This is a genomic window from Corallococcus macrosporus, assembly GCF_017302985.1.
GTDB lineage: Bacteria > Myxococcota > Myxococcia > Myxococcales > Myxococcaceae > Corallococcus > Corallococcus macrosporus_A.
Map to the genome: position 1 here is coordinate 1 of NZ_JAFIMU010000009.1, position 24,436 is coordinate 24,436.

Annotated in this window: 20 protein-coding genes; 14 read left to right on the top strand and 6 right to left on the bottom strand. The window is 70.6% G+C overall.

Going from position 1 to position 24,436, the window contains the following annotated elements; all coding sequences use genetic code 11:
- Nucleotides 1–2,352 (top strand): penicillin-binding protein 1C, encoded by a 2,352-nt coding sequence (pbpC, locus tag JYK02_RS27985; RefSeq protein ID WP_207055640.1) that lies wholly within the window; start codon nucleotides 1–3, stop codon nucleotides 2,350–2,352.
- Between the two features lie 3 nt (nucleotides 2,353–2,355).
- Here the strand turns inward: pbpC and JYK02_RS27990 are convergent, their stop codons facing one another.
- Together JYK02_RS27990 and JYK02_RS27995 are read right to left on the bottom strand one after the other, a co-directional pair.
- A complete protein-coding gene (locus tag JYK02_RS27990) occupies nucleotides 2,356–3,378 on the bottom strand; it encodes an NAD(P)/FAD-dependent oxidoreductase (RefSeq protein WP_207055642.1) in 1,023 nt (340 codons plus the stop codon).
- A gap of 68 nt (nucleotides 3,379–3,446) precedes the next feature.
- Nucleotides 3,447–5,279 (bottom strand): CotH kinase family protein, encoded by a 1,833-nt coding sequence (locus JYK02_RS27995; RefSeq protein ID WP_207055643.1) that lies wholly within the window; start codon nucleotides 5,277–5,279, stop codon nucleotides 3,447–3,449.
- Nucleotides 5,280–5,548: 269 nt separating this feature from the next.
- Between JYK02_RS27995 and JYK02_RS28000 the strand changes: the two genes are divergently transcribed.
- The gene (locus tag JYK02_RS28000) at nucleotides 5,549–6,022 is read left to right on the top strand and encodes a hypothetical protein (RefSeq protein WP_431603507.1); all 474 of its coding nucleotides are present in this window, start codon (nucleotides 5,549–5,551) and stop codon (nucleotides 6,020–6,022) included.
- A 3-nt stretch (nucleotides 6,023–6,025) separates the two neighbouring features.
- Here JYK02_RS28000 and JYK02_RS28005 read toward each other — a convergent pair whose 3' ends face one another.
- Complete coding sequence (locus JYK02_RS28005; protein WP_207055644.1) at nucleotides 6,026–9,607, bottom strand: PD40 domain-containing protein; 3,582 nt, start codon at nucleotides 9,605–9,607, stop codon at nucleotides 6,026–6,028.
- 183 nt (nucleotides 9,608–9,790) lie between these two features.
- On the opposite strand from JYK02_RS28005, the gene JYK02_RS28010 reads away from it, so the two are divergent.
- Together JYK02_RS28010 and JYK02_RS28015 are read left to right on the top strand one after the other, a co-directional pair.
- Nucleotides 9,791–11,239, top strand: coding sequence for an LVIVD repeat-containing protein (locus JYK02_RS28010; RefSeq protein ID WP_207055645.1), 1,449 nt, complete (start codon nucleotides 9,791–9,793; stop codon nucleotides 11,237–11,239).
- A 15-nt stretch (nucleotides 11,240–11,254) separates the two neighbouring features.
- Nucleotides 11,255–12,343 carry an EAL domain-containing protein gene (locus JYK02_RS28015; protein ID WP_207055646.1) on the top strand — a complete coding sequence of 363 codons (1,089 nt, stop codon included), beginning with the start codon at nucleotides 11,255–11,257 and terminating at the stop codon, nucleotides 12,341–12,343.
- Here JYK02_RS28015 and JYK02_RS28020 read toward each other — a convergent pair.
- From JYK02_RS28020 to JYK02_RS28030, 3 genes are all read right to left on the bottom strand, one after another.
- On the bottom strand, nucleotides 12,333–13,685 hold the full coding sequence (locus JYK02_RS28020) for a hypothetical protein (RefSeq protein WP_207055647.1): 1,353 nt from the start codon (nucleotides 13,683–13,685) through the stop codon (nucleotides 12,333–12,335). The genes JYK02_RS28015 and JYK02_RS28020 overlap by 11 nt on opposite strands.
- Before the next feature lie 85 nt (nucleotides 13,686–13,770).
- Nucleotides 13,771–15,093, bottom strand: coding sequence for a flavin monoamine oxidase family protein (locus JYK02_RS28025; RefSeq protein WP_207055648.1), 1,323 nt, complete (start codon nucleotides 15,091–15,093; stop codon nucleotides 13,771–13,773).
- A 68-nt stretch (nucleotides 15,094–15,161) separates the two neighbouring features.
- Entirely contained in the window at nucleotides 15,162–15,758 is a 597-nt protein-coding gene (locus tag JYK02_RS28030) for a hypothetical protein (RefSeq protein WP_207055649.1), read from the bottom strand.
- Nucleotides 15,759–16,037: 279 nt separating this feature from the next.
- Between JYK02_RS28030 and JYK02_RS28035 the strand changes: the two genes are divergently transcribed.
- The 10 genes from JYK02_RS28035 (at nucleotide 16,038) to sctN (ending at nucleotide 24,392) form a co-directional block, all read left to right on the top strand.
- Nucleotides 16,038–16,322 (top strand): hypothetical protein, encoded by a 285-nt coding sequence (locus tag JYK02_RS28035; RefSeq protein ID WP_207056304.1) that lies wholly within the window; start codon nucleotides 16,038–16,040, stop codon nucleotides 16,320–16,322.
- A gap of 142 nt (nucleotides 16,323–16,464) precedes the next feature.
- Nucleotides 16,465–17,028 (top strand): hypothetical protein, encoded by a 564-nt coding sequence (locus JYK02_RS28040; protein ID WP_207055650.1) that lies wholly within the window; start codon nucleotides 16,465–16,467, stop codon nucleotides 17,026–17,028.
- 95 nt (nucleotides 17,029–17,123) lie between these two features.
- The gene (locus JYK02_RS28045) at nucleotides 17,124–17,558 is read left to right on the top strand and encodes a tetratricopeptide repeat protein (RefSeq protein ID WP_120530743.1); all 435 of its coding nucleotides are present in this window, start codon (nucleotides 17,124–17,126) and stop codon (nucleotides 17,556–17,558) included.
- 25 nt (nucleotides 17,559–17,583) lie between these two features.
- Entirely contained in the window at nucleotides 17,584–17,979 is a 396-nt protein-coding gene (locus JYK02_RS28050) for a hypothetical protein (protein ID WP_207055652.1), read from the top strand.
- Nucleotides 17,980–17,988: 9 nt separating this feature from the next.
- On the top strand, nucleotides 17,989–18,825 hold the full coding sequence (locus tag JYK02_RS28055) for a sigma-70 family RNA polymerase sigma factor (RefSeq protein WP_171437397.1): 837 nt from the start codon (nucleotides 17,989–17,991) through the stop codon (nucleotides 18,823–18,825).
- A 22-nt stretch (nucleotides 18,826–18,847) separates the two neighbouring features.
- Nucleotides 18,848–19,267, top strand: a complete 420-nt coding sequence (locus JYK02_RS28060) for an ATP-dependent helicase HrpB (RefSeq protein ID WP_207056305.1) — start codon at nucleotides 18,848–18,850, stop codon at nucleotides 19,265–19,267.
- A gap of 109 nt (nucleotides 19,268–19,376) precedes the next feature.
- On the top strand, nucleotides 19,377–20,198 hold the full coding sequence (locus tag JYK02_RS28065) for a type III secretion protein (RefSeq protein ID WP_207055653.1): 822 nt from the start codon (nucleotides 19,377–19,379) through the stop codon (nucleotides 20,196–20,198).
- Nucleotides 20,199–20,311: 113 nt separating this feature from the next.
- Nucleotides 20,312–22,360, top strand: coding sequence for a hypothetical protein (locus JYK02_RS28070; protein WP_207055654.1), 2,049 nt, complete (start codon nucleotides 20,312–20,314; stop codon nucleotides 22,358–22,360).
- Nucleotides 22,361–22,384: 24 nt separating this feature from the next.
- Nucleotides 22,385–23,062: a FliH/SctL family protein gene (locus JYK02_RS28075; RefSeq protein WP_207055655.1), complete on the top strand. Its 678-nt coding sequence runs from the start codon at nucleotides 22,385–22,387 to the stop codon at nucleotides 23,060–23,062.
- Nucleotides 23,063–23,078: 16 nt separating this feature from the next.
- Nucleotides 23,079–24,392: a type III secretion system ATPase SctN gene (sctN, locus tag JYK02_RS28080; RefSeq protein ID WP_207055656.1), complete on the top strand. Its 1,314-nt coding sequence runs from the start codon at nucleotides 23,079–23,081 to the stop codon at nucleotides 24,390–24,392.
- The last annotated feature ends 44 nt before the right edge of the window (nucleotides 24,393–24,436 follow it).

Consider the following 24,436-nt stretch of genomic DNA (forward strand, 5'->3'; position numbering starts at 1 on the left):
GTGCGTCTCAACGGAAGGAAGTGGGTGGGGGTGGCGCTGGCGGGGCTCGTGCTGTTGGGCACGGGCCTGCTGGCGGCCTGGTGGGTGCCGCTGCCGGAGCGGTTGGCGGCGCCCCCCTCGGTGGTGATGGCGTACCGGGACGGGGCGCCCGCGTACGTCTTCCTCGCCCCGGACGAGCGGTGGCGCATCCCCGCGCCGAAGGACCGCATCGACCGGGCCTACGTCCGCGCCCTCCTGGCGCTGGAGGACAAGCGGTTCTTCCAGCACCCGGGCGTGGATCCGCTCGCGGCCCTGCGCGCCGTGGGGCTCAACCTGAGCCGGGGGCGGCGGGTGTCGGGGGCGTCCACGCTGACGATGCAGTTGGTGCGCGTGCTGGAGCCCCGTCCGCGCACGTTCACCTCGAAGGTGATTGAGTCCTTCCGCGCCGCCCAGTTGGAGGCGCGGTTGTCCAAGCAGGAGGTGCTGGAGGCGTATCTCCAGTTCGTGCCCTACGGGCGCAATGTGGAAGGCGTGGAGGCGGCGGCGCTCGCGTACTTCGGGCATACGGCCCAGCACCTGAGCCCGGCGGAGATCGCCACGCTGCTGGCGGTGCCTCAGAACCCGAACCGGCGCTTCCCGTCGCCGGAGAACCGGGACCGGCTGCTCTCGGCGCGGGATGACATTGCCCGGCGGCTCCTGGACTCCGGAGGGCTGGTGGTGGACGGCGTCGCGGCCGACACGGTGCTGGCGGAGGTGCGGGCGACGCGGGTGCCGGACCTGCTCACTCCGTTCCCCAGGGAGGCGCCGCACGCGGCGGCGTGGCTCAAGGCGCAGCGGCCGGGGGTGACGTGGCTGGCGACGACGCTGGACGCGGGCACGCAGCGGTTCGTGGAGCGCACGCTGGGCGAGGCGGCGCGGCGGCTGGAGCGGCAGGGCATCCACAACGGCGCGGTGGTGGTGGCGGACCGGGACACCGGCGAGCTTCGCGCGCTGGTGGGCAACTTCGACTTCTTCGATGAGAAGCACGGCGGGCAGATCATCGGCTTCGCCACGCCGCGCTCACCGGGCTCGGCGCTCAAGCCGCTGCTGTACGCGCTGGGGATCGATCAGGGGCTGGTGGGTCCGGAGACGCTCGTGCCGGACATCCCGGTGGCGTACGGCGGCTATCAGCCGCGCAACTTCGACGGGCGGTTCCTGGGGCTGGTGCGGATGGAGACCGCGCTGTCGCAGTCGCTCAACCTGCCGTTCGTGCGGCTTTTGGAGCGGGTGGGCGTGGAGGGCTTCCTCGGTTCACTGCGGCAGGCGGAGGTCACCAGCCTGGATCCGCGGCCAGGGCACTACGGCCTGTCCGCGGCGGTGGGCGGGCTGGAGCTGACGCCGCTGGAGTTGACGGGCGTGTACCTGGCGCTGGCGGGGGATGGGCAGGTGAAGCCGCTGCGGGTGCTGGAGGAGGACTCGGCGCCGAAGCAGGCCCAGACGCTGGTGTCGCCGGGAGCGGCGTGGCTGACGCGGCAGGCGTTGGCGTTGAGGGACCGGCCGGACTTCCCGGAGCGGCGGCGGCTCACGGGGCTGCCCGCGCGGGTGCACTGGAAGACGGGGACGAGCTTCGGCAACCGGGACGCCTGGGCGGCGGGCTCCGGGCCGAAGCACACGGCGGTGGTGTGGCTGGGCAACTTCGACCACGCGTCGAGCGTGCACCTGGTGGGCGCGGAGAACGCGGCCCCGTTGCTGTTCGACATCCTGGAGGGCGTGGGGCCACGAGGCACGGCGCTGCAGGAGGAGGACGCCGCGCCGCCCAAGGACCTGGTGGGCGTGGAGGTGTGCTCATACTCGGGGCACCTGCCCACGGAGGCGTGCACGCAGCGCAAGCGCGTGGACGCGGTGCGCACGGCGGTACCGACGGCGCCGTGTCCGTACCACCACCGGGTGGAGGTGGACGTGGCGTCGGGCCTGGCGGTGGGGCCGGGCTGCCGGGACGGGCGCAAGACGGAGTGGCGCGTGTACCTCACCTGGCCGTCCAGCCTGCGCCGCTGGCTCGCGGAGCAGCAGCGTCAGTTGCCCGAACCGCCGCCCCTGGCGCCCGGTTGCGTCGCGGGAGGGGAGCGGGACACGCCGAGCATCCTCTCGCCGCCGGAAGGGCAGGTGGCGCTGCTCATCCCGGGCATGAACACGGAGGAGCAGAAGATCCCGCTGGAAGCGGAGGCCGCGCACGACCGCGAGCTGACCTGGTTCGTGAACGGAGCCGTCCTGGGAACCGCGAGGGCCGCCGAGCGCCTGTGGTGGAAGCCCAGCGTGGGCACGCACGACATCCTCGTCACCGACGACCACGGCCTCACCGCGCGCCGGACACTGGTGGTCCGCGAGCGGCAGTAGGGCTCAGCGTTCGGCGATTCTCCGAGCCAGGGCAATACCACTCAGGAACGCGCCCTCCACGCGAGGCCCCGCGCACCAGTCGCCACAGGCGCCCAGTCCAAATGCTGGGTCGAACAACGAGGACGTCTCCAGCGGCGGTGAAGGCATCGCGAAGCGCCACCGGTGCGCGACAGCCTCCACCGCGCGCACCTCCCGGCCCAGCGCCTTCCCGAACGCCTCCACGAGCTTCGGCGCCATCTCCTCCGCCGTCTCCTCCAGGTGCGACGCGCTGTACTCCGGCGACCCGTGAAGCACCCAGCGCTCACCCGGAGCCCGTCCCAGCTTGCTCGTGTCGCGCGCCACCCACGACAGCGGCGAGTCCTCCACGAACGCGCCGTCCAGCTCCACCGCCACCGGCTCCTCGAACCGGGCCATGACGGCCCAGCACGGCGACAGCCGAGCGGTCTCCGCCTGTGCCGCCAGCGCGGGCGCACCCGCCAGCAACGGCACCGCCTGCGGCGCGGGCACGGCGGCCACCACCACCTCCGCCAGCCCCAGGTCCTCGCCCGTCTCCGACGTCAGGCGCCAACCCTGGCCCTCACGCGCCACCCGCGCCACCCGCACCCCGACGCGCACGTCCAACCCGTCCGCCAGTGCCTTCGCCACCGCGCTCATCCCCGGCACGCCCACGTACCGCACGGACTCCTTCGCGGGCGTCACCGTCCCACGCGTCAGCGTCCCGATGCGTCCGTGCCACTCCGCGACGACACCCTCCGCCACCCACGCGTCCACCAGCTCCCGGAAGAGCGGATCCCTCGCCGTGAAGTACTGCGCGCCATGGTCGAAAGTGCCCCCATCCGCGCTCCTCCGCGTGGACAGCCGTCCTCCGGGCCCGCGCCCCTTGTCCAGCACGCGCACGCCGAAGCCGGCGCCCGTCAGCACCCTCGCGAGCGCCAGCCCGGACATGCCCGCGCCAATGACGACCACGCGGGGCAGGGGACCGGAGCGGCGCGGCAGCAGGTCATCCAGAACGCGAGAGGCGGGCATGGTCCAGGTGCTAACCCGTCCCAGCCCGCCCCGCACGTCTGCTCATCCCGCGGTGTCCGCGCGACGACTCAGCGCACCTCCCAGCCCTCCTCGCCGCGGACGTAGGACTTGCCAGCGGGCAGCTCGCCGTAGAACAGCGCGTCCTTCACGCCCACCACCGTCTTGCCGTCGAACAGACCCACCTCGCCCTTGGCGGGGAAGGTGATGCCCAGCGAGCCGGCGGTGATGCGCACCTTCTGGCCCGGCGCCACCGTGATGTTGCCCAGCACCGCGCCCGTCGGCGCCTTCACGACGGTGGGCGCGTAGCTGCCTCCCGCCAGGCTGATCCGCAGGTTCGTGGTCAGCGTCATCCCCTGGAGCGACACCGGCTCCGAGCCGTGGTTGCCCACCTCCACCCAGCCCGCGCGAGGGTCGAACGCCTCCATCACCAGCGTGGACTGCTCTGCCTTCAGCCGCTTCACCTCTTTCATCACGAAGTCGCGGCGCACCTGCACGAAGCGCTTCATGTACGCCTTGCCCGCGGTGAACTTCGCGTAGTCCATGTACCGGTCGCCCTTCATGGACGCGTCAATCAGCGAGTGGAGCTGATCGATGTACGGGTTCATCACCTCCGGCGTGAAGAGCTCGTCCAGCGCCTTGTCCAGCCGCGCCTCCAGCCGGGCGCGCAGCACCGGGTTCATCACCACGCGCGTGCCCAGGTTGGAGAACACCGGCAGGTAGCCCGGGTAGCTGGTCTGCTCCTCCTTGCGCTGCTGGTACATCTTCTCCACCCAGCCATCCAGCAGCGTGAAGTTGAACAGCGGGTGCTTCATGTTGCTCGTGGAGGCGGACTGGTCGTCCACGCTGTTCGTGTACCACCAGCGCGCATCCACGTTGTTCAGGTCCCAGGGCACGTAGCGCCAGCGGCCGGTGATCTGGTCGTGGATGAAGTAGCTCTCCGAGTCCTCCACGAAGTTGTTGGACATCAGCGCGTCCAGCACCATGGAGCGCACGTAGGACTCGAGCTCCAGGTTCTTCTCCAGCGCGGTGACGAGCTGCGGCTCCGGCGTGTGGTTGATGACGTCCAGCACCTCCCACAGCGCGTCGTTGGGCTCCTTCTCGTTCGTCTTCTTCACCCAGTCGCCCTGGTAGGGCACCTTCCACGTCTTGAACTCCGTGTCCTTCCAGCCCGCCCGGTAGATGGACGCGTCGTCATCCGGGAACTGCTTGGCCTTGAGGAAGGCCTTGTTGACCTGCTCCACCTCCAGGAACACGCCCTCGTACTCGCCATTCACGGAGAGCCGCACGAACGTCGCCTTCGACGCGGGCACCCGCATCGCCGTCAGCAGGTCGTAGGAGATCTTCTCCGCGATCATCGTCGCGTCGGCGTACTCGGCGATGAGGTTGAGCGACGTGCGGCCCTCGAACTTGACCCCGTCCGGGAAGCTGACGTTCCAGCTCTTCTTGTCGAAGTAGCGCGCCGAGGCCCCGCGCAGCCGCACCTTCACCGGGAAGCTCTTGCCGTTCGCCACGAACGTCGCGTCCTGCTCCTCCGTCAGGGGCTTCGCCTTGAACAGCTCCAGCACCTCCGGGGGCATGACCAGCGCGTACTCCGGCAGCGTCGTCTGGACCTTCGGCAGCGTGAAGGGCCGCTGAACCTCCGGCACCGGCTGCGGATCCGTCCCGGCATCCGTGCTCCCTCCGTCCCCGGGGCCCGCGTCCCCGGAGCCGGCGTCGGCCACCCCCGAGTCCGGCGTGCCGGCGTCCGAGGAGCCCGCGTCGGGAACACCGGAGTCGGTCGTGCCTGGATCCGTGATGCCGGGATCCGTGATGCCGGGGTTGGAGTCATCGGGATTCGATGCACCACCGCCACATGCGGCCAGCAGCATCGAGAGGCTGATCAGCAGTCGTAGACGCATCATCGACCGGGGCCTGAGCAAGCCGCATGCCTCCCTGCCACGGCACCGGAAGCCACCCTCCCCGGCAGGGAAGGACGGCCGGAGGGGTGTCACGTGGGTGTGCGGACTCCCAGTGGGAGGAAAACTCTTTCCCTCCCTGGAATGCTCGCCTGCCCTCATGCCTGTCCGCCTGCCCTCCTGGGAGGAGAGGCCGTCCTGTGCACGGACGCGACCGGCGGCCCTAGCTTCCTTAAGAGCAGGCTGGAGGACGGCCCGAGTCCGTCAAGGGAGTGATGATGGAGTCCTGGAACCAGACCTCGACCGATGCCGTGCGCACCCACGCCCCCTCTACGGTGAACCGGCGCATCGACGCCCACGTGGAGTCGTGTGTCCGCTACATGGCGGAGCAGGGGGACCGCTCGGAGATGAGCCGGTACCTCGACAAGCTGGAGCACGAGTGGGACGTGCACCGGACCCTGGTCGTGAGCGTCTCCGCGGTCGCGCTGGGCGGCCTGCTGCTGGGCCGCAGGTCGGGCGGGGGCTTCCGGCTGCTCGGCGGCGTCACCATCGGCTTGCTCCTCCAGCACGGCCTCACCGGCTTCGGGCCGCTGTCGGCGCTGGTGCGCGCGCTGGGCGTGCGCAGCCGCCGGGAGATCGACCTGGAGAAGTTCGCCATCAAGGCCCTGCGCGGGGACTTCGAACGCATCCCCAACGACGGGGGGCCGCTGGCTCGCGCCAACGCCGCCCTCGTCGCCGCGCAGTCCTGACCCTCAGTGCAGGGGCGTCGTGTAGCCGCCGCCCAGCGCGGGCATCAGCGCCGGGCCCGGCGGGTTGGCCCCTGGCCTGCGGTCACCCTTGGTGTCGAAGAAGCCGTTGAGGCCGGCGACGCCAATGGAGAAGTTCGTCACCCAGCCTTCGTCGGGCTTGCCCTCGGCGGCCTTGATGTCGAACGGCCGCGCGAAGTGCAGGCGCAGCAGCAGGGGCCCCAGTGACAGGTTGAAGCCGATGACGGCGTTGAGCACGCGGTGGTCCCAGAGGTCCCTCGTGCCGTCGCCCACGCCGCCCGCGTCCACCGCGGCGATGGCCTCCAGGTCGCTGAGGAAGGCCACCCGGATGATGTCGTTGAGGGGCAGCTGCGCCTCCAGCGTGGAGTAGACGAAGTGCTGGCCCAGGAGCCACCGCTCGTCGCCAAAGTTCACGCCGCGCAGGGTGTCGAAGCTGGACAGGTAGTAGGAGCGCGCGTAGCGGCCGCCCACCGTGGTGCCCGCGCCCACGCGCGCGAAGAAGTTGGTGCGCCCGTAGATGGGGAAGTACCGCTCCGCGTCCAGGCGCAGGTTGCCGTACGCCTGCCCGTCGAAGGGCTGCACGCCGGCCGTGGCCTCCAGCAGCACGGAGCTGCCCGCGAGCGGCCCCGTCGCGTAGTGGTACTTGATGCTGTCGTAGCCGATGCGCCCGCTGAGCTCCGTCTGGAAGCGGATGTGCTGGTTGTCCGCGCGCCACGCGGACAGCAGCTCCGCGTTCGCCTCGTTGCGCTCCGGGAACGCCAGGTAGAACTCGTTGAAGTCATCCAGGAAGTACTTCGTGCCACCGAGGCTCAGGTCGCCCTGGAGGTAGAAGAACGTGCTCAGCGGGTAGCGCACGCTGCCCAGCACGCCGAAGTAGCGCTCCGACGAGATGAAGAACGGCCGCTGGTTCGCCGGCAGGTCGTCGAACGTCTTGTCGATGCGGAAGCGCAGCGACTGGAACAGACCGCCGCCCCACGTCGCGCGCTTCTCGTCGTTGACGTAGAGCAGCAGGCCGTCCGTCAACTCGAAGGAGCCGTACACCGCCAGCGTGAGGACCATCTGGTGGTCGCGCAGCCGGTCCGACGCGGACGCGAACACCTGGCCCACGAAGCCGCCGCCGCCCGCGCCCGCGAAGCCGAAGATGGGCCCCAGCTCGATGTTCTCCCGGGTGAAGGGCTTGTAGTCCAGGGCGTCGGTGAGCGGCCGCAGCGCGAGCGGGGAGGGTGGATCCGCCAGCGGCTCCTTCGCGCTCTCCAGCGACAGCATGCGCGGCGGGCGCAGCAGGGACGGCTTCCGCTCACCGCTCATGTGGAAGAGCATCCACAGGCCGCCGTCGGGGCCGGGGCCCGGCTCGAAGACGCCCGTGGTCAGGTCGGTGCGCCGCACGATGCGGCCGTCCGCCAGCCGCTCGTGCAGGTCGGAGCTGCTCTTGTTGTAGGCCACGAAGAACAGGCGGCCGTCGGGCAGCGCCAGCGGATCCGCCTCGTCGCGGTCCTCGCTGGTGAGTCGCTCGGCCTGGCCCGCCGGCGCGTCCGGCTTCACGCGGAAGAGGTTGTACTTGCGGTGCGACGTCGCGTCGGACGTGTAGATGATGCCCGACGGACCCCAGGTGACCTGGCGCTCGGCGAACACGTCGTCGGTGAGCTTGCGGATCTTCGCGTCCTCGCCCTGCGTCAGGTCCACCAGGTACACGTCGCGCAGGCCCGCGTCGTTGATGCCGATGAACGCGATGTAGCGGCCGTCCGGGGAGAAGGCCGGAGAGTAGATGGCCAGCACGCCCTGCTTGTCGACGCGGTAGCTGCGCCGGTCGCCCGTCTCCAGCTTCACGTTGAGGCCCACCTCCGTGCCGATGCCGGTGCGGACGGCCGAGCGCCTCACCAGCACGTCCGTGGCGCGCTTCTCGGAGATGTGCACATAGTCCTGCACGTACAGCACGTCGCGCCCGGTGCGCTCCGCCACGAACGCGAGCTTGTCCTTGGTCAGCGCGAAGTTGCGGCCGGACACCGGGTGCAGGGACTCCACGCCCGGCACGCCGTCGCCCGCCACCTTCACCGTCTTGCCCGGCGTGCGCGGATCCGTCAGGTACAGCCGGCTCTCACCGGTCTCCGGCACGATGGTGCGCAGGGCCAGCACGTTGCCGTCCGGTCCGCTGGCCATCGCGGTGACGATTCCCGGCGTCTCGCCCAGCGAGTCCAGCGCGGGCGCCGTCTGCGTGGACTCCAGGTACGTCTTGAACGACCGGCGCTTGAGCCAGTTCTCGAACCGCGCGGAGATGCGCTTCGGGTCATCCCCCGTCAGCCGCTCCAGCAGCTCCTCGAACTTGAGCGACGGCGAGTCGCGCGAGCCGCCCACCAGCCGGGGCGCCTCCTCCAGGAGCCGCTGCGTGATGCCCGCTCCGTACTCCTCCTCCAGGAACGCCACGCGCGCCTGGCCGACCTTGTAGATCCACAGGTAGCCGTAAGGCCCGGGGGAGAAGAAGTCGAGGAACGCGTAGCCCTTCATCAGGTCCGGGTTCACCAGCAGGTCCCGCACCATCATCTCCGCCTCGGGATCCAGCCCGCGCTTGGCGTAGAACTCCGCCAGGCCTTCGATGAACCACAGCGGATAGCCGCCCAGCGGATCCCCGAAGGTCTTCGCCTGCTCGGCCACGGTGCGCACCTTCTGGATGGTGAACTGGTGCGCCAGCTCGTGCGTGCTGACCTCCTCGAAGAGGTGGTGGTCACCCAGGTACGGCAGGGACAGCTTCAGGTCCTCCGTGGAGGTGACGCCCAGCGTGCCCTCGGAGACCGCGAACACGTTCGTCTGGAGGAACTCCGCGTAGCTGCTGTAGAGGATGTACGGGAACGTCTCCGTGGGGACGTACTTGAACTGATCCACCAGGTACCGGTACGCCTCCTCGATGATGGGGGCGGCCCGCTCGGCCACCTCGCGCTCGCGCTCGTAGAAGTAGAAGCGCACGCCGCCCGTCTTCGCGCCCAGGTCCTTCGCGTAGGTGTAGTTGAAGCCGCCGTCCGTTCCGCCCAGCAGCAGCGGCGCGCCGGAGAACACCGTGCCGCCGTCCCCGCGGGTCGCGCCCGCGAGCGTGCCCGCGTCGCCCGCCGTGCCGCCGTCCACCAGCGCCACGACGCCCGGGGGCGGGATGCCGCCGTCGGGCAGGCCCAGCGCCGTCGGAGGGCTGCCCGCGTCCGACGCGCCCGTGTCCAGCGCGATGCCGCCCGCCGCGGGCATCTGATCCCTCGGCGGCCCCGCCGGCACGTTGCCCGAAGGGGTGACCTCCGGACCGCCCGGCGGGGACTGTTTGTCACCCGTCTGCGGAGACGTGGTGGGCGCGCTCGGATTGGCGCCGCCCTGCGTGCCGGGCGGCTGATCATGCGCGGTGTGCTCGGTGGGCTTCGCGACGCCGGTCGCGGCGGGGCCCACGAGGATGTCGACGTGACGCCACTCGAATTCGTAGCTGTTCACGGGCGTCTTCCCCGCGCGGCGGGGAACGACGAAGACCTGGGCCAGCGCGAGCTCCGGCAGGAGCAGGGCCAGCAGCACGGCGATGACGTGCGGACGGGGGTTCAAAAAGCACCTCGGTACGGCGAGGAGACAGGCAATCAGGGGCCCGGCGGAAGGCTCCCTCTCCCACCGGAAACGCACAAGCGGTCGTTTTGTTTCTTTGCGTTGCGGTGGACGTCCCGGGTCATCCCCCTCTGCGCACGCCTGGGGACTTGGCGTCGGTCGGGATGGCCCGGTATGGAGGAGGGAATGAATCGCTTCTCTCTCGTGGCCGCTACCGCGTTCCTCGCCTTCGGTTGTGGCAAGGACAGTTCAGACAACAAGGCCGAGTGTCAGGTTGAGGCCATCGACCTGACCGGATGTGACAGGTCGACGTTGGCTGCCGTTCAGGCCGAAGGCATCTGGAACACCAACATCAACTTCGAGGACGGCTACACGGGGCCCTCCGCGATCCGCTTCTCGCCCGGGGATCCGCTGCTCATCGGCCTGGCGATGACGACGAAGCAGATCACCCCGGACACCTTCTACCTCGCCAGCGACGTGACCGGGTCGGACGGGTCGGCGGTGCGCTACGCGTTCTCGGGCTGCAAGGCCTCCGGCCCCGGCACGGTGCTGGGCGTGGCCCGCGTCTGCCGCAACGGGGAGACCGTGCGCCAGGGCACCTTCACCGCCACGCGCGTGACGCGCCGCAACGGCGAATCCGAGTCCGACCGCGTGTCGCTCCTGAGCCAGAGCGCGCTGCCCCGCGGCGTGCCCTCCAGCGTGGTGACGGCGGGCGGCTACGCCTACGTCACGGCCGGTGACCAGGGCCTGTTCGTCTTCGACGTGAAGGACCCCGCGCACCCCACGCTGGTGTCCGAGCAGAAGTACCCCTCGGAGACGTACGCCACGTCCTTCATCAACGGCACGACGCTCTACCTGGGCACCTCCGCCAAGGGCCTGCGCATCTGCGACCTGGCCGCGAACCCCATCGTCCCGACCTGCGACAAGACGTTCCTCGCGGACTCGGAGGTGCGGGTGGACTCGATGGCGAAGGACGGCAACCTGCTCTACGTCGCGTCGCCCCAGCCCAAGTCGGACGTCATCGTGCTGGACGTGACCCAGCCGGCCGCGCCGGTGCTCGTGGTGCGCTACACGGTGGAGGGCTCGTCCACCACCCTGGGCGAGTACCCCTACGCCCTGGCCGTGCAGGACGGCCGCCTGTACGTGAGCAACTGGAGCTACGGCGTGACGGTGACGGACCTCACGAACGTGGCGACGACCAAGGCCCCCAAGCTGCTGGGCCGCTTCGGTGGTCCCGCCACCAGCGCGCTGGCGGTGGGCAAGCTGGGCGACGCCACCGTCGTCTACCAGGGGTCGGACGCCTGGGGCTCCTCGCTGCTCGCGCTGGACGCCACCCACCCGGAGGCCATCGTCCAGCGCGGGGAGCTGGCGCTGCGGCCGGAGGCCTCCCTGGGGGGCATGGTGCTGTCCGGAACGACGCTCTACGTGGCGAACTACCAGGACGGCCTGCGCGTCTATGACGTGTCCACGCTGGGCACGCCGAAGGCCGCCGGGTACTTCAACACCTGGAACGAAACCGACGCGGGCCGCGGCCTGGGCTTCTTCGAGGGGCTCCAGGGCGTTCACGTCGCGGACGGGCTGGTGTATGGGTGGGACACGACGCGCGGACTGCTCATCTTCCGCCACACCCCGTGACGCCAAGGCTGTTTCATGACCCCGTTGAACGGATGTGGCCGCTGCCAGACCCTGCCCGAGACGCCCGACACCCCGGGGCGCCTCTTCCTGTGGCCGCCGCTGGGGCACAGCCTGGGCAAGCTGGTGGCGCACCTGCGTGATTCGGGGGGCAGCTACCAGCTGCGCACCGACGCGCAATGCGTGGTGGTGGGGATGGCGGAGGGCGGCCTGCGGCGGTTGTCCTCGCAGCTGCCCAACGTGCTGACGGCGGAGGAGGTGCGGGGCACGCGCGCCCTCTTCGTCGCCGGCGACGGCGAGCCGGGCATGGCGGACTTCCCGCGCGTGGACTCGCTGCAGCGCCTCACCACGCTGCACCAGTCCGGGTGGCTGGTGGACATGCTGGCGGAGTCGCGGCTCACCACGTTCTTCCAGCCCATCGTCCACGCGCAGGACACCTCCCGCGTCTTCGCGCACGAGGGGCTCTTGCGAGGGCGTGACCGCGATGGCGCGCTGGTGCCGCCGAACCGGATGTTCGACACGGCGCGCGAGGCGGACCTGCTATTCCAGCTGGACCTGGCCGCGCGCACCACCGCCATCCGCGAGGCGGTGCGGCACCAGCTGCGCACGCACCTGTTCATCAACTTCACGCCCACGGCCATCTACGACCCGGCCTTCTGCCTGCGCTCCACGGTGGCGGCCATCCGCGAGTCGGGCATCCCGGAGTCACACGTCGTCTTCGAGATCATCGAATCCGACCGGGCCGCGAACGCCGCGCACCTGCGCTCCATCGTGGACTTCTACCGGGCGGCGGGCTTCAAGGTGGCGCTGGACGACCTGGGCGCGGGCTACTCGTCGCTGAACCTCATCCATCAGCTCCGGCCGGAGTTCATGAAGCTGGACATGGAGCTGGTGCGAGGCGTCCACGCGGACCCCTACAAGGCGTCCATCGTGGAGAAGCTGCTGGAGATCGCGAGGCAGCTCGGCATCCAGACCGTGGCCGAGGGCATCGAGACGCGCGAGGAGCTGTCCTGGGTGCGCCGGCATGGGGTGGACTTCGTGCAGGGCTACCTCATCGCGAAGCCCGCGGACGCACCGGCGAGCAGCACCCCGCGCATCACGGATTGAGCAGGGTGTTGGACGTGCCGGAGCGCTCCAGGCTCGCGGCGCGCGCCAGTTGCAGCATGTAGCCCGCGTTCTGCAGGGCGATGCGAGCGGCGTAGACGTCCCGGCGGCTGGCGGCATCCCGGGCGATGGCGATCTGCGCGCGGATGCGTTCGGACTGGACCACGACCGTGCCCTGCCCGTAGGTCGAGGCGCTCTGGCGCACGACGGAGAAGTCCTCGTCGGCGATGCTCAGGGCGTTGTCCACGCCCAGCTCGCCCTGTTCCAGCGCCTGATCCGCCGCGAGCATCCACTGTCCGCCGGACTGGATGCGTGCCAGCCGCTGCTGCCGTGCGCGCTCGGCCTCGTAGGCGCGCTGTTCGTGGGTGTCCACCTGGGACTGCACAGCCTGGGTGCGCTCGGTGGCCTGCGTGTCGCGGGCCTCCATCTCCTGTTCCAGGTCCGCGATGCGCTGGCGAAGGGCCTTGAGCTCCGCGTTCGCGGCCTCTTGTGTCTGGGGCTGGGCAGCCGGGGCCTGCGTCGTCTGCCCCGAAGGCGTCACCGCGGACGTCCCCCCCTGGACCGGAGCCGTCGTTCCCGTCGAAGGCGCGGAGGTGGAGCCCGAAGGCGCCACGGCGCCCGTACCCGAGCCACCTGTCGCCGGAGCCGTGGTCCCTGTCGTACCCGCGGTCCCTGCGCCCCCAGTCGCGGTTCCGGCACTCCCTGCGCCACCGGTCGCGGTGCCCGGCTCCTGCACCGTCACGCGTGACGAATCCAGCGGGACCTCACCCGTGTTGCTCGATGCGACGTTGCCCTGAGCCGCCGAAGGGGCCGCGCCCGTGTCGAGCGTGCCACCGACACCCGCTGCATCCGAACGCGCAGGCCCAGAGGTCGGTGCAGTCCCCGCAGCGCCCGCACCAGTCTCGGACTGCCCCGCGGTGGTGCCTCCCACGGTCGAAGCCGTGCCCGCCGCGCCCGAGCCACCTGTGCCAGAGAGAGGCTGGGACTCTTCGGAGGTGGCCGGTTCGCCGGAGGAGGCCTGCTGCTGCTCGTAGACCGTGGGAACGGGAGGCGCCACGTACGTCCGCGACTCCTGGACCGCGACTTCGCCAGAAGTGACGGGCGTGCTGCCATCGGGCAGCAACGGCGTCAGTGCGCGGTAGTTGCCCTGGGTTGGATCCACCGGTTGGGCGACATAGCCCTGCGGAGGCCGAGCACCGTCCATGTCGTCCGCGGCCTGCTCATAGGCATCCTGGAGCGCGGCGGCGGCAGGGTCCCTCACGGACGGATCTTCCGGAGGCAGCGGCTGCACGTCCTGCGTCTGTCCAAGGCTCAATCCCGCGACGATGGCGATCCAGAGGCGCATGCCACGAAGGTGTCCATGAGCGAACGCCTCCACATCGCGGCCACCGTCCCTCCGCCCGCTGGCCCGCCTGGAGGGCGAACAGGGCTCAAGCCTTCGAGCGCAAGGCCAGCAGCTCATCCGCCGCGCGGCGGCCCGTCTCGAGCGCCCCATGCACGGTGCCCTCATCACCGCCCGCGTGCGTGGCCTCGCCAGCGAAGAAGAGCGTGCGGCCCACGGGCCTGGCGAGCGCTTCCACCGCGTCCATCGCGCCCGAGGGAATGACCGCATAGCCCCCGCGCGTGTACGGCTCCGCCTGCCAGTCCTGCACGTGCCACGCCTCCAGTTGCTCGTTCAGCTCCCGCACGGAGCGATGGAAGATCCCCGACAGCCCCTGGAGCGCGCGTCCCAAAACGGCCTTGTCGCTCAAGCGCGACAGCGCCGCGGCGGTGGGGCCGCCACTCCAGCCCACCAGGTGCCGCGTGCGGCGGTGGGGCGACAGCGTCCACCACGTGGAAAACGGGGAGGAGGGCGCATGGAAGAAGCCGAAGCGCGCGGTGGCCTCCTCCCGCCAGAACGCCGTGCGGAAGCGAAGGAGGATCTTCACCAGCGAGCCCATCGCCAACCGGTTCCAGGCGCGCTCCTGCGCCCGCACGCGTGGCACGAAGCGCACGGCCCCAGGGGAGGGCGGCTTCGCCTGCAACACGCCCACGGGCAGCGTCACCACCGCGTGCCCACCCTGGAACGTCCCGAGCGGAGTGCCCTGCCGCGTCCGGGCGCGCACCTGGACCGAGCCCGGTTTCCAGCGCACCTCCTCGGCCACGGCGTTGAGGAACAGCGTGTCCGGCTTCGCCAGCAGCTTCGCGGCCATCGCGTGCAGCACGCGGTCATATCCCTCCAGCACGCGGGAAGGCGTCGTGCCCCCGGAAGCCTCCGCGGTCCCCTCCATTCTGGAAATGGCCAGCGTGCTCGCGACCTCCGGATCCGCCGCGTAGAACCCCCGGACATACGAGCGCGCCATCGCGCTCACGACGGACGGCCACCGGTGGAGGCGTGCCTGCTGCGCCACCCACTCCGCCATGGGGCGGTCGGGCGCCTTCGCGGACATGAGCGGCTCCTGGAAAGCGAAGGCCTCCTCGCCGTCGTCCAGCCGCCCCCGCCACAGGAGCGCATGCGTGTCGTTGCAGGGACTCACCGTCAGCCCCGCGCGGCGGATGCGCCGCAGCAGCGCCGCGGGCTTTCCGTGGACGAACTCCGCCCCCAGCTCCAGCGGCACGTCCGCCACGGTGTCCCGGAGCGTCGCGACACGGCCGCCCACGCGGTCACGCGCCTCCAGCACGATGATCCGCAGGCCCTTGCCCATCAACCGCTCGGCCGCGGCGAGCCCCGCGGCCCCCGCGCCCAGGATGACGACGTCGGCCTCGTGGTCCATGCCGCTCCTGAATCGCGAGCCCGGTCCTCCGCCCACGAGGGCAGAGGACCGGGGAGGGGAGAAGCGGCCTAGTACGTCTTCGGCGAGCCGCTGGAGCCCGTGGTGCCGGAGCTGGTGTCCGGGTTCATCGTGGAGTCGTTGCCGCTGCCCATGTCCTGCTTGGGATCATCCATGCCCGAGCCGCCCGTGCCCTCGTTGATGGACGAGTCCGGCGACATCACGTCGGAGCCCGAACCGCCCGTGCCCTGGCTCGGCGAGATGCTGGTCGCCATGTTCTTCTCTTCCTTGACCTGGAAGCTGGCGCGGATCTCCTGGCCCTCCTTCAGGCTCTTGGCGTTCTTCATGCTCGGGTCGGTGAACTGGGTGTTCTTGTCGATGTCGAGCGGCACCACCGCGCCGTTGCTGGCGCTGATGTAGACCTTCTTGCCCTCGCTCTTGACGACCTTGCCCGTCAGCTCGTTCGAGCCCGTCATGCTCGACGAGGAGGACGACCCCGAACCTCCCATGGCATCCGAGCTGCCCGTGCTGCTGCTACCGGACGAGCCTTGCATGCTGCCCGAGGACGTCGACGGCTGCTGCGAGCCCTGCGAAGTGCTGTCCTGGGCAAAGGCCACGCCCGAACCCAGCAGCGCCACGGACGCGAACACCCCAATGAGCTTCTTCATGGAATCTCTCCCGGATGATGTGAGTGGGACGGGGCGGCACCCTCGTGCCCCCCCGCTGGGAAAAAGCTAGGGGTGGTGGGAGTGGGGGACAGGTCGGAGGGGGAAGACCGCGTGCGTGCCCGTCCGCTCTGCGGCCCGTGGGACGTGGTCCGGACCCGGCAACCGGCACTCCAGCCGCCGGGTGGGGTGCTTGAAGCCGCTTCCGGATTCACCTAGCGTGCTGGACAAAGAGCGGGGGCTGGCCGCTGGCCTGCTCCCCGCCAGGAGACCGTGACCTCGATGCCCCCGCCCGCCAGGCCCTCCGCGCCGCAGCCCCAGCCCCAGGAACTGCCTGTCCCGTCCTATCCCGCCGTGGAGACCTTCATCGAGAAGGCCTCCGCCAGCGACGTCCAGGCGCTCTTCGCGCCCGTGAAGGAAGGCCTCGCCGGCCTCAAGGGCCCGCGCGCGGAAATCGGCAAGAAGGCCCAGGCTGCGATCGCGCGGTCCGAGGAGCTGCTGGCCCTGCTCGTGGACGTCCGCGAGAAGCTCGTCGCGGAATCGAAGCAGTCCAAGGGCCGGAAATGACGGGCCTTTCGGGAGCCCTGACGATTTCTTGTCACCAGCAGGCAACCGGCGGCTGGCTCTCCCGATAATCCATTCAAAGAGCCACGGGATGATCCCAGGCTCCCCTTCTTAAAGACTCGCTGGCACCAGCGCGGAGGCTGAAATGAGCAAGATCGACAGCGGCATGATGGGTCCGAACCTGCGCATGAACACCCAGATGACCACGGCTCGGCAGACGCCGAACACGAGCTTCGGTGCGCGCGTGCAGAACGGCCTGAACAGCACGGTCGGCGCGGTCGGCGCGGGTGTCGGCGCGGTCGCTGGCTTCGTCCCCGGCGCGGGCATCGTCTCCGCCGCCGTGTCCTCCGCGCAGACCTTCTCCGGCGCCTCCGGCTCCGGCATGGCGGGCGGCCCCTACGTCGGCGTGATGAACACCGGCTCCGGCGCGGTGCCCTCCACCAACCTGCCCGGTACGGGCACGGGCATGCCCTCCACGGGCGGCTCCGCCTCCACCATCGGCACCAGCGTCGGCTCCAGCGCGGGCGGCGGCAGCGTGGGCGACCAGCTCAACATGAACGGCTCGCTCAAGTCGATGATGGACGACAACGTCAAGCTGCTGAACATGCAGTCCGCCATGCAGCACGAGTCGCAGCTCTTCACGGCTGTTTCCAACGTGATGAAGTCGCGGCACGATACGACCAAGAACTCCATCGGCAACATCCGCTAGTCTTCACGGACAGCGGAATCTGACCGGTGCAAGGAAGGCGGCCCTCGACGGCCGCCTTCCGTGCTTCCGGCGACAGGAAAGGAAGCGCGACGTCCATGGCGGAGACCCCTTCGGAGATTGCCAACAGCCTCGTGCCCCTGGCGCGCCAGCCGGCCATGGTCCTGCTGGAGTCCGGCTACCTGTGGCTGGACATGGGTCACTTCGACAAGGCCAAGGAGGTCTTCGTCGGTGCCGCCGCGCTCATGCCCAAGAGCGAGGTGCCCCAGATTGGCCTGGGCGCCGTGGAGTTCGCCCAGGGTAAGCACGACAAGGCCCTGGCGGCCTACCGGGTGGCCCAGCGGCTGGCGCCCCTCTCGTCGCTGCCCCGGGCACACGCCGGGGAGGCCCTGCTGTTCATGGGGAAGGTGCCGGAGGCCCTCAAGGAGCTGAAGGCCGCCATCGACCTGGAGCCGGAAAGCGACGGCGCGAAGCTGGCCCAGGCGCTCATCCAGGCGAAGGAAGCGGGGGCCCTGCCTCCGCCGAAGAAGTAGCGGTCAGGAAGAAGGAGGTACGTCGATGGCTGTCGGTGGAGTCGGACGTGGGGGTGGGAAGGGCCGCGCGGGCGGCGTGAAGGGGGCGTCCGGTCCGGCGGGTGCCGCAGGCGCGTCCTTTGGCGGCAAGGTGGACCGCACGGAATCGCTCGTCGGGCCCTCGGGTCTGGTAGGCTCCAGCAACGTCCAGGGCCCCCAGGCCACGGATCCGATCGCGGCGCAGGCGCTCGCCATCGCCAAGCGGCTGAAGAACGGGGGCTTCAAGAGCAAGGAGGAGGCGACGAAGGCCCTGGTCGCGGAAGTCCTCCAGGAGAAGTTGAACATGAAGTCCGCTGCCCTCACGGGCCGCATCGCCGGGGCGCTGCAGGATGATCCCCGGCTGAACCAGGTTCTCGAGCGGCTGTGGTCCAAGGCCGAGTGAGCGCGCCGCTTGCCTCTGGGTGAAGACAGGAAGGTCATCCTGGAGAAGTACGGCCCGTACGTGCGGTCGCTCGCGGCCACCGTGCGCAAGCAGTTCAATGCCCAGCTGGAGCTGGATGAACTGCTGGCCTATGGGCAGATCGGCCTCCTGGAAGCCGCGGAGCGCTTCGATCCCAAGGTGGGTGCCAATTTCCTCACCTTTGCCCACTACCGCATCAAGGGCGCCATCTTCGACGGCCTGAGGAAGATGGGCGTCTTGCGCGGCGCGGACGCCCGCACGGCCTATCAAGGCGAGCGCGCGACGGCGTATCTGGGAAATCTGGCGGACCGCGAGCAGGGCGCAAGCAACCGCGGGGCGTCATTCGACGATGATATTGGAGACATCTCGGATGCCGTGGCGGGCCTCGCGGCGGTTTTCGCGGCGGGGGCGGAAGGGGCGGAGGCGGCGGGCTACGTGGATGAATCGCTCCCGGCGGATCAGCGCCTGGAGATGGAGCAGTTGAAGAACCGGGTGCGCTCGGCCATCGAGAAGCTTCCGGAGAAAGAGCGCAAGCTCCTGCAGGGCTATTACTTCCAGGGACGCACGCTGGAAGAGGCAGGGGCGGAGATCGGGCAGTCAAAGAGCTGGGCGTCGCGGCTTCACGCGCGCGCCATTGATCGGCTCAAGGAACTCTTGAACGAGGAGGAGGAACTCCCTCCCCCCTCGACGGATGCAAGGAGGGTGTCACATGGCGGCTCCGATGAGCGGCATCTCCGCGGGACAGGTAGCGCAGCAAAAGCTGCAGGACCAGGGCGCGCAGCAGACGCAGAAGACGGGCGCCTCGAAGTTCGACGGAGTTCTCGCTGACAAGGCGCAGGGCGCCGGCCAGGTGGACGCCGCCCAGAACGTGAACAAGGCCCAGGCCGCGCAGGCCACCCAGAAGGCGGACGCCGTCCGCCAGGTGGAGACCGTCAACAAGGCGGAGAAGGCCAACCTGAACAAGGTGAGCGGCGCGGCCCAGCAGCCCGCCACAGCCAAGGGCGCGGAGCCCGTGGACGCGAAGGCGGAAGCCTCGAAGACGACCAAGTCGGGCGGCATGGTCTCCGACCTCGTCTCCGGCCTTGAGAAGGGCCAGGTCAGCATGGACAAGCTCATCAAGGAGGCCTCCTCCGGCAAGAACATGTCCAACGCGGAGCTGCTCGGTCTCCAGGCGTCCATGTACAAGTACTCGCAGGAGCTGGACCTCACCTCGAAGGTCGTCGAGAAGGCCACCAGCGGTCTGAAGGACGTCGTCAAGACGCAGGTCTGAAGTCCCCACCCCGCCGGGCCATGGCGGCATGCGAAGGGCGGTCCCTCCCAGGGTCGGGAGGGGGCGCCCTTCCGCGTTTTGCAAGGGCCCTGTTAAGCTACGCGCGCCCATGACTCGCCGAACGCCCGTCTTCGCCGCCCCGCTCCTCGCCCTGCTGTTCCTCACCGGCTGCTCCATCGAGCTGCAGCACGAGCTGACGGAGGCGGACGCGAATGAAATCTACGTCCTGCTCAGCAAGAACGGCATCAACGCCAAGAAGGAGAAGGCGGAGGGCGGCAACGAAGTGCGCTTCACCATCGTCGTCCCCAAGGGCGACGCCGCGCAGGCCGCGGAGCTGCTGAAGCGCAACTCGCTGCCGCGCCCGGTGGAGAAGGGCCTGTCCCACTTCGCCAAGGGCAGCATGGTGCCCACCGCCACGGAGGAGCGCGCCATGCTCCTCAAGGCCATGGCGGGTGAGGTCTCCAACGCGCTCAACCAGATTGACGGCGTGCTGGAAGCGCGCGCCATCGTGATGGTGCCGGAGAACAACGACCTGTCGCAGCCGGAGAGCCGGCCCATGCCGTCGGCCTCCGTGTTCATCAAGTACCGCACCGTGGAGGGCGGCAAGCCCCCCGTCACTGCGGACGCGGTGAAGCAGTTCGTCGCCAGCTCCGTGTCGGAGCTCAAGCCGGAGGCCGTCACCGTGCTGATGACGGAGGCCATGGCCCCCACGGCGGAGACCACGGAGACCAACCGCCTGCAGGACGTGCTCGGCGTGCGCATGACGGCCGCCAGCGCGAGCACGTTCAAGATGATCCTCGGCGGCGCGTTCGCGCTCATCCTGGCGATGATGGGCGTCACCGCGTGGACCTTCATGCGCGGCGGCTCCGGTGGCGGCGCTCCCGCCGCGGCGGCGCGCCCTGCCCGTGCGCGCGGCGGTCGCACCGAGTAGTCCTGCACGTCGCTTCCCGCGGCCCTCCTGGGGCGGACCGCGGGACGTGTCCTCCAGGCCGGGGACACGTCTTCTATCTTCAGCGGGCCACCTGGGGGCCCGCGAGGTGACCGTTGGATTCCTTCTTCACCTCGCTCAGCAAGCGCCAGACGATGATGCTGCTCACCGCGGTCACCTTCGGGGGCCAGGAGAGCACGGCGGCGCTGGAGCACCTGCCGGACGAGGAGAGTGCGCTCTTGCGCCACCGCGCGCAGGAGATCCTCCAGATTCCGCGTGAGAAGCGCCTGCCCGCGGTGGTGCAGGAGCTCAAGCGCCTGATGAAGGACCGCCGCGGCCAGCTGTGGACCGCGGATCCGGAGCGGCTGGCGGCGCTGCTCCAGCGCGAGCGCGGGGCCCTGGTGGAGCTCACCCTGCGCGCCCTGCCCGGCAACATGGCGGAGGCCGTGCGCGGCCACCTGCCGCCCTCGCGCGTGAAGCTCACCCGCGAGGTGCGGCCCCAGGTCCTGGACATCATCCGCTGGAAGCTGGAGGAGGCGCTGGCGCGCGAGGTCGCCGGCCAGTCCGCGGGCTTCAAGTTCGCGGACGTGCTCAACCTCCAGACGCGCGAGCTGCTCACGGTGAGTGATCGCCTGGGCGCGCGCGTGCTGGGCCCGGCGCTGGCGGGGCTCCCCGAGGAGGAACTGAACGGCCTCATGGAGTCGCTGCCTCCGGACCTGCTCCAGCTCGCGAGCAAGTCCGTGGCGGCCAATGCGCCGCGCAAGCTCCCGGAAGAGGACGCGCGCGCGCAGATCAACCTGCACGAGGGCTTCACCCGGCTGGCCGGCGCCATCCGCAGCGCGGGCGTGCAGCGGCTGTCGCGCGCGTGCGTGGCGCAATCCCCGGAGTTCGCCGCGCGCATGCTGGAGAAGCACCGTGGCGAGTTCGGCCACCTGCTGGCGAAGTGGGTGCGCGAGGAGCGCTCGAGGCCGACGGCCCGGGGCGATGGTGGCCGCACCGACATCGTCATGGACCTGGAGCGGCTGGCCGTGCGCGGCCTCATCGAGCGGCCCGTCCGCCTGACGGCGCCGCCGCCGCGCCCCTCCGCCGTGCTGCCTCCACCTCCGGGCGCGCGCAAGCCCGCCCCGGCGGCGGGAGCCCGGCCCCCCACCGCGGCGGCCCCGGCTCCGCGCGAGGGGCAGCGCGCCGCTTCCGCGGATCCGTCGCGTGCGCCCGCGCTCCGGCCTCCCAGGCCGATGCGGGGAGGCGCCGCGGCCGACGACGCCGCGGGAGATGCCGCGAAGCGCGACTTCATGGCGGAGCGCGCCGCCCGTCGCGCCGGTGCGGCCTCCAGCCGTGACGGGGGCCCGGGCGCCGCGGCCCCTGGCGGACGTCCTCGCCCGCCGCCGGGAGAGGAGCGGGGCTCGTCCGTGGGGCCCGCCCCCCGTGCGTCCGCGGCCTCGCCGGAAGGGGACGCGAACGGTTCTCGGATGCGCCGGATGCCGGTGGAGCGCGAGCGCGGCCCCGCGCCCCGCCCGTCCATGGCGCCGCCGGAAGGAGAGGCGGGAGGCTCGCAGATCCGCCGGATGCCCGTGGATCGCGGCCCCGCGCCCCGCCCGTCCATGGCGGCGCCGGAAGGGGAGGCGGGAGGCTCGCAGATCCGCCGGATGCCCGTGGAGCGGGGCTCGTCCGTGGGGCCCGCGCCCCGCGCGTCGACCGGGGCCGTTCCCAGCCGCCGTGATCCAGACGCCCCCCGTCCCTCACGCCCCGCGCGGCCGGATCCGGAAGGCGCCCGCATTGGCCCGCCGCCCTCGCGGCTGGGGGCACGCGGTGCGTCACGCCCCCCGGAGCCGGACTCGCCCGAGGGCCGCTCCGTCCGGGTCGAGCGCCCCTCGCGGCCCCCTGCCGACGCGGAGGAGCGCGCTCCCCGGCGCCCGGAACCCGCCGGGGAGTCCGCCGACGGGGCCCGGGTGCTGCGCTCGCGCACCGGCGCCCGCCCCGCGGTGCGTCCCGAAGGGGGGGATGCTCCGGAGCGTCCCCCGCGCGTGCTCTCCAGCCAGGCGTCCTCGTCCCGGTCCTCGGAGGGAACCCAGGTGGGCCGCAGGCGCCCCCCTCCCAGCGACCGGCCGGGCCCGGATGACGCGGGCGGTCCGGGAGGGCGTGGACCGCGCGGCGGAACGCGCTAGCATCCGGTCTCCAAGGAGTGGCCCATGGCGATCGGCAAGGTAATCAAGGGGGACGGGTTGGCGGAGTCGGTGGTCGTCGCCTCGTCCGAGCGACCGGCGCTGCGTCCGCCGCGCGCGGGCGTGATGAACGCCGAGGTCTTCGAGGCGCGCCAGGGCGCCCAGGGCATCATCGAGGAGGCCCAGCGCGAGCGTGAGCGCATCCTCGCCGAGGCCCAGCGCGAGAAGGAGGAGCTCTTCGCCAAGGCCAAGGACCTGGGCCGCCAGGAAGGCATCGCCCAGGCCACGGAGCTGCTCCTGCGCGCGAAGATGCAGGCCGGCGAGATGCTCCAGTCCCAGGAGCAGGACATCATCGCGCTGGCGCTGAAGATGGCGGAGAAAATCCTCGGCCGCGACCTGGAGCGCGAGCCGGAGCTGCTCGTGGACATGTGCGCCGCGGCCATCGACAACCTGCGCAACGCGCGCGCCATGGTGCTCCGCGTGCACCCGAAGACGGCCGCGGTGCTGCGCGCCAAGCGCCCGGTGCTGATGGAGCTCATCGGCCGCACGGTGGACCTGGCCATCAAGGAGGACCCGGAGGTCGCTCCCGTCGGCTGCATCGTGCAGACGGAGTACGGCACCGTGGACGCGCAGCTGCCCACGCAGCTGGAGATGCTCCAGAACCTCCTGCAGCCGGACACCGCGCGCAAGCCCGGCCCTCCCTGAGCCTTCCGGATCCGCCATGGCCATCGACCTTTCGCGCTACTACGAACTCATCAAGGAAGCGTCCCTCGTCCGGGTGCGCGGCCGCGTCACGGAGCTGACGGGCCTCGTCATCAAGGCGAGCGTGCCCAACGTGCGCATCGGCGAGCTGGTGTACGTCAAGAACCGCCAGCGCGGCCTGATGAAGTCGGAGGTCGTGGGCTTCGTGGGCGACGAGGTGATGCTCATGCCCCTGGGCGAGCTGTACGGCATCGGTCCGGACAGCGAGTGCATCCCCACGGGGCGTCCGCTCACCATCAAGTGCGGCGACGGGCTCCTGGGCCGCGTGCTCAACGGCATCGGCGAGCCCATGGACGGCATGCCCCTGGAGGGGGAGAACCTGGTCGACTGGCCCGTGGACCGCGACTGCCCGGACCCCTTCACCCGCCAGCGCATCGAGCGGCCGCTGCCCCTGGGCGTCCGCTGCATCGACGGGCTGCTCACCGTGGGCGAGGGCCAGCGCGTGGGCCTCTTCGCGGGCTCCGGCGTCGGCAAGTCCACGCTGATGGGCCAGATTGCCCGCAACACGCAAGCGGACCTGAGCGTCGTGGCGCTCATCGGTGAGCGTGGTCGTGAGGTTCGCGAGTTCATCGAGGACGCCATGGGCGAGGAGGGCATGAAGCGCGCCGTGCTGGTGTGCGCCACGTCCGACCAGCCCGCCCTCGTGCGTCTGCGCGCCGCGTACGTCGCCACGGCCATCGCGGAGTACTTCCGTGAGCGCGGCGGCAACGTGCTGTTCATGCTCGACACGGTGACGCGTCTGGCGCGCTCCCAGCGCGACATCGGCCTCGCCATCGGCGAGCCCCCGGCGCGTCAGGGCTACCCGCCGAGCGTCTTCTCCATGCTGCCGCGCATCCTGGAGCGCACGGGCAACTCGGCGAAGGGCAAGTGCACCGCCATCTACACCTGCCTCGTGGCCGGCGGTGACATGGAAGACCCCATCGCCGACGAGGTCCGAGGTATTCTCGACGGCCACTTCATCCTCAACCGTGAGCTGGGCGCGCGAAACCAGTGGCCCGCCATGGACGTGCTCCAGAGCCTCAGCCGTGTGATGAGCGGCATCGTCACCAAGGAGCACAAGAAGGCCGCGGGCAAGCTGCGTGAGACGCTCGCCACCTACGAGAAGCAGCGCGACCTCATCCTGCTGGGCGCCTACCAGGCCGGCGCGGACCCCCGGACCGACTACGCCATCGAGAAGTACGACGCCATCATCGACTTCCTCAAGCAGGACACCCACTCCAACTCTCCCTACGAGGAGACCGTGGAGCAGCTCATCAACCTGTTCGCCGACTGACCCGGGCCGCCCCCCGGCACACATACGGACCGGACGGTTTTTGG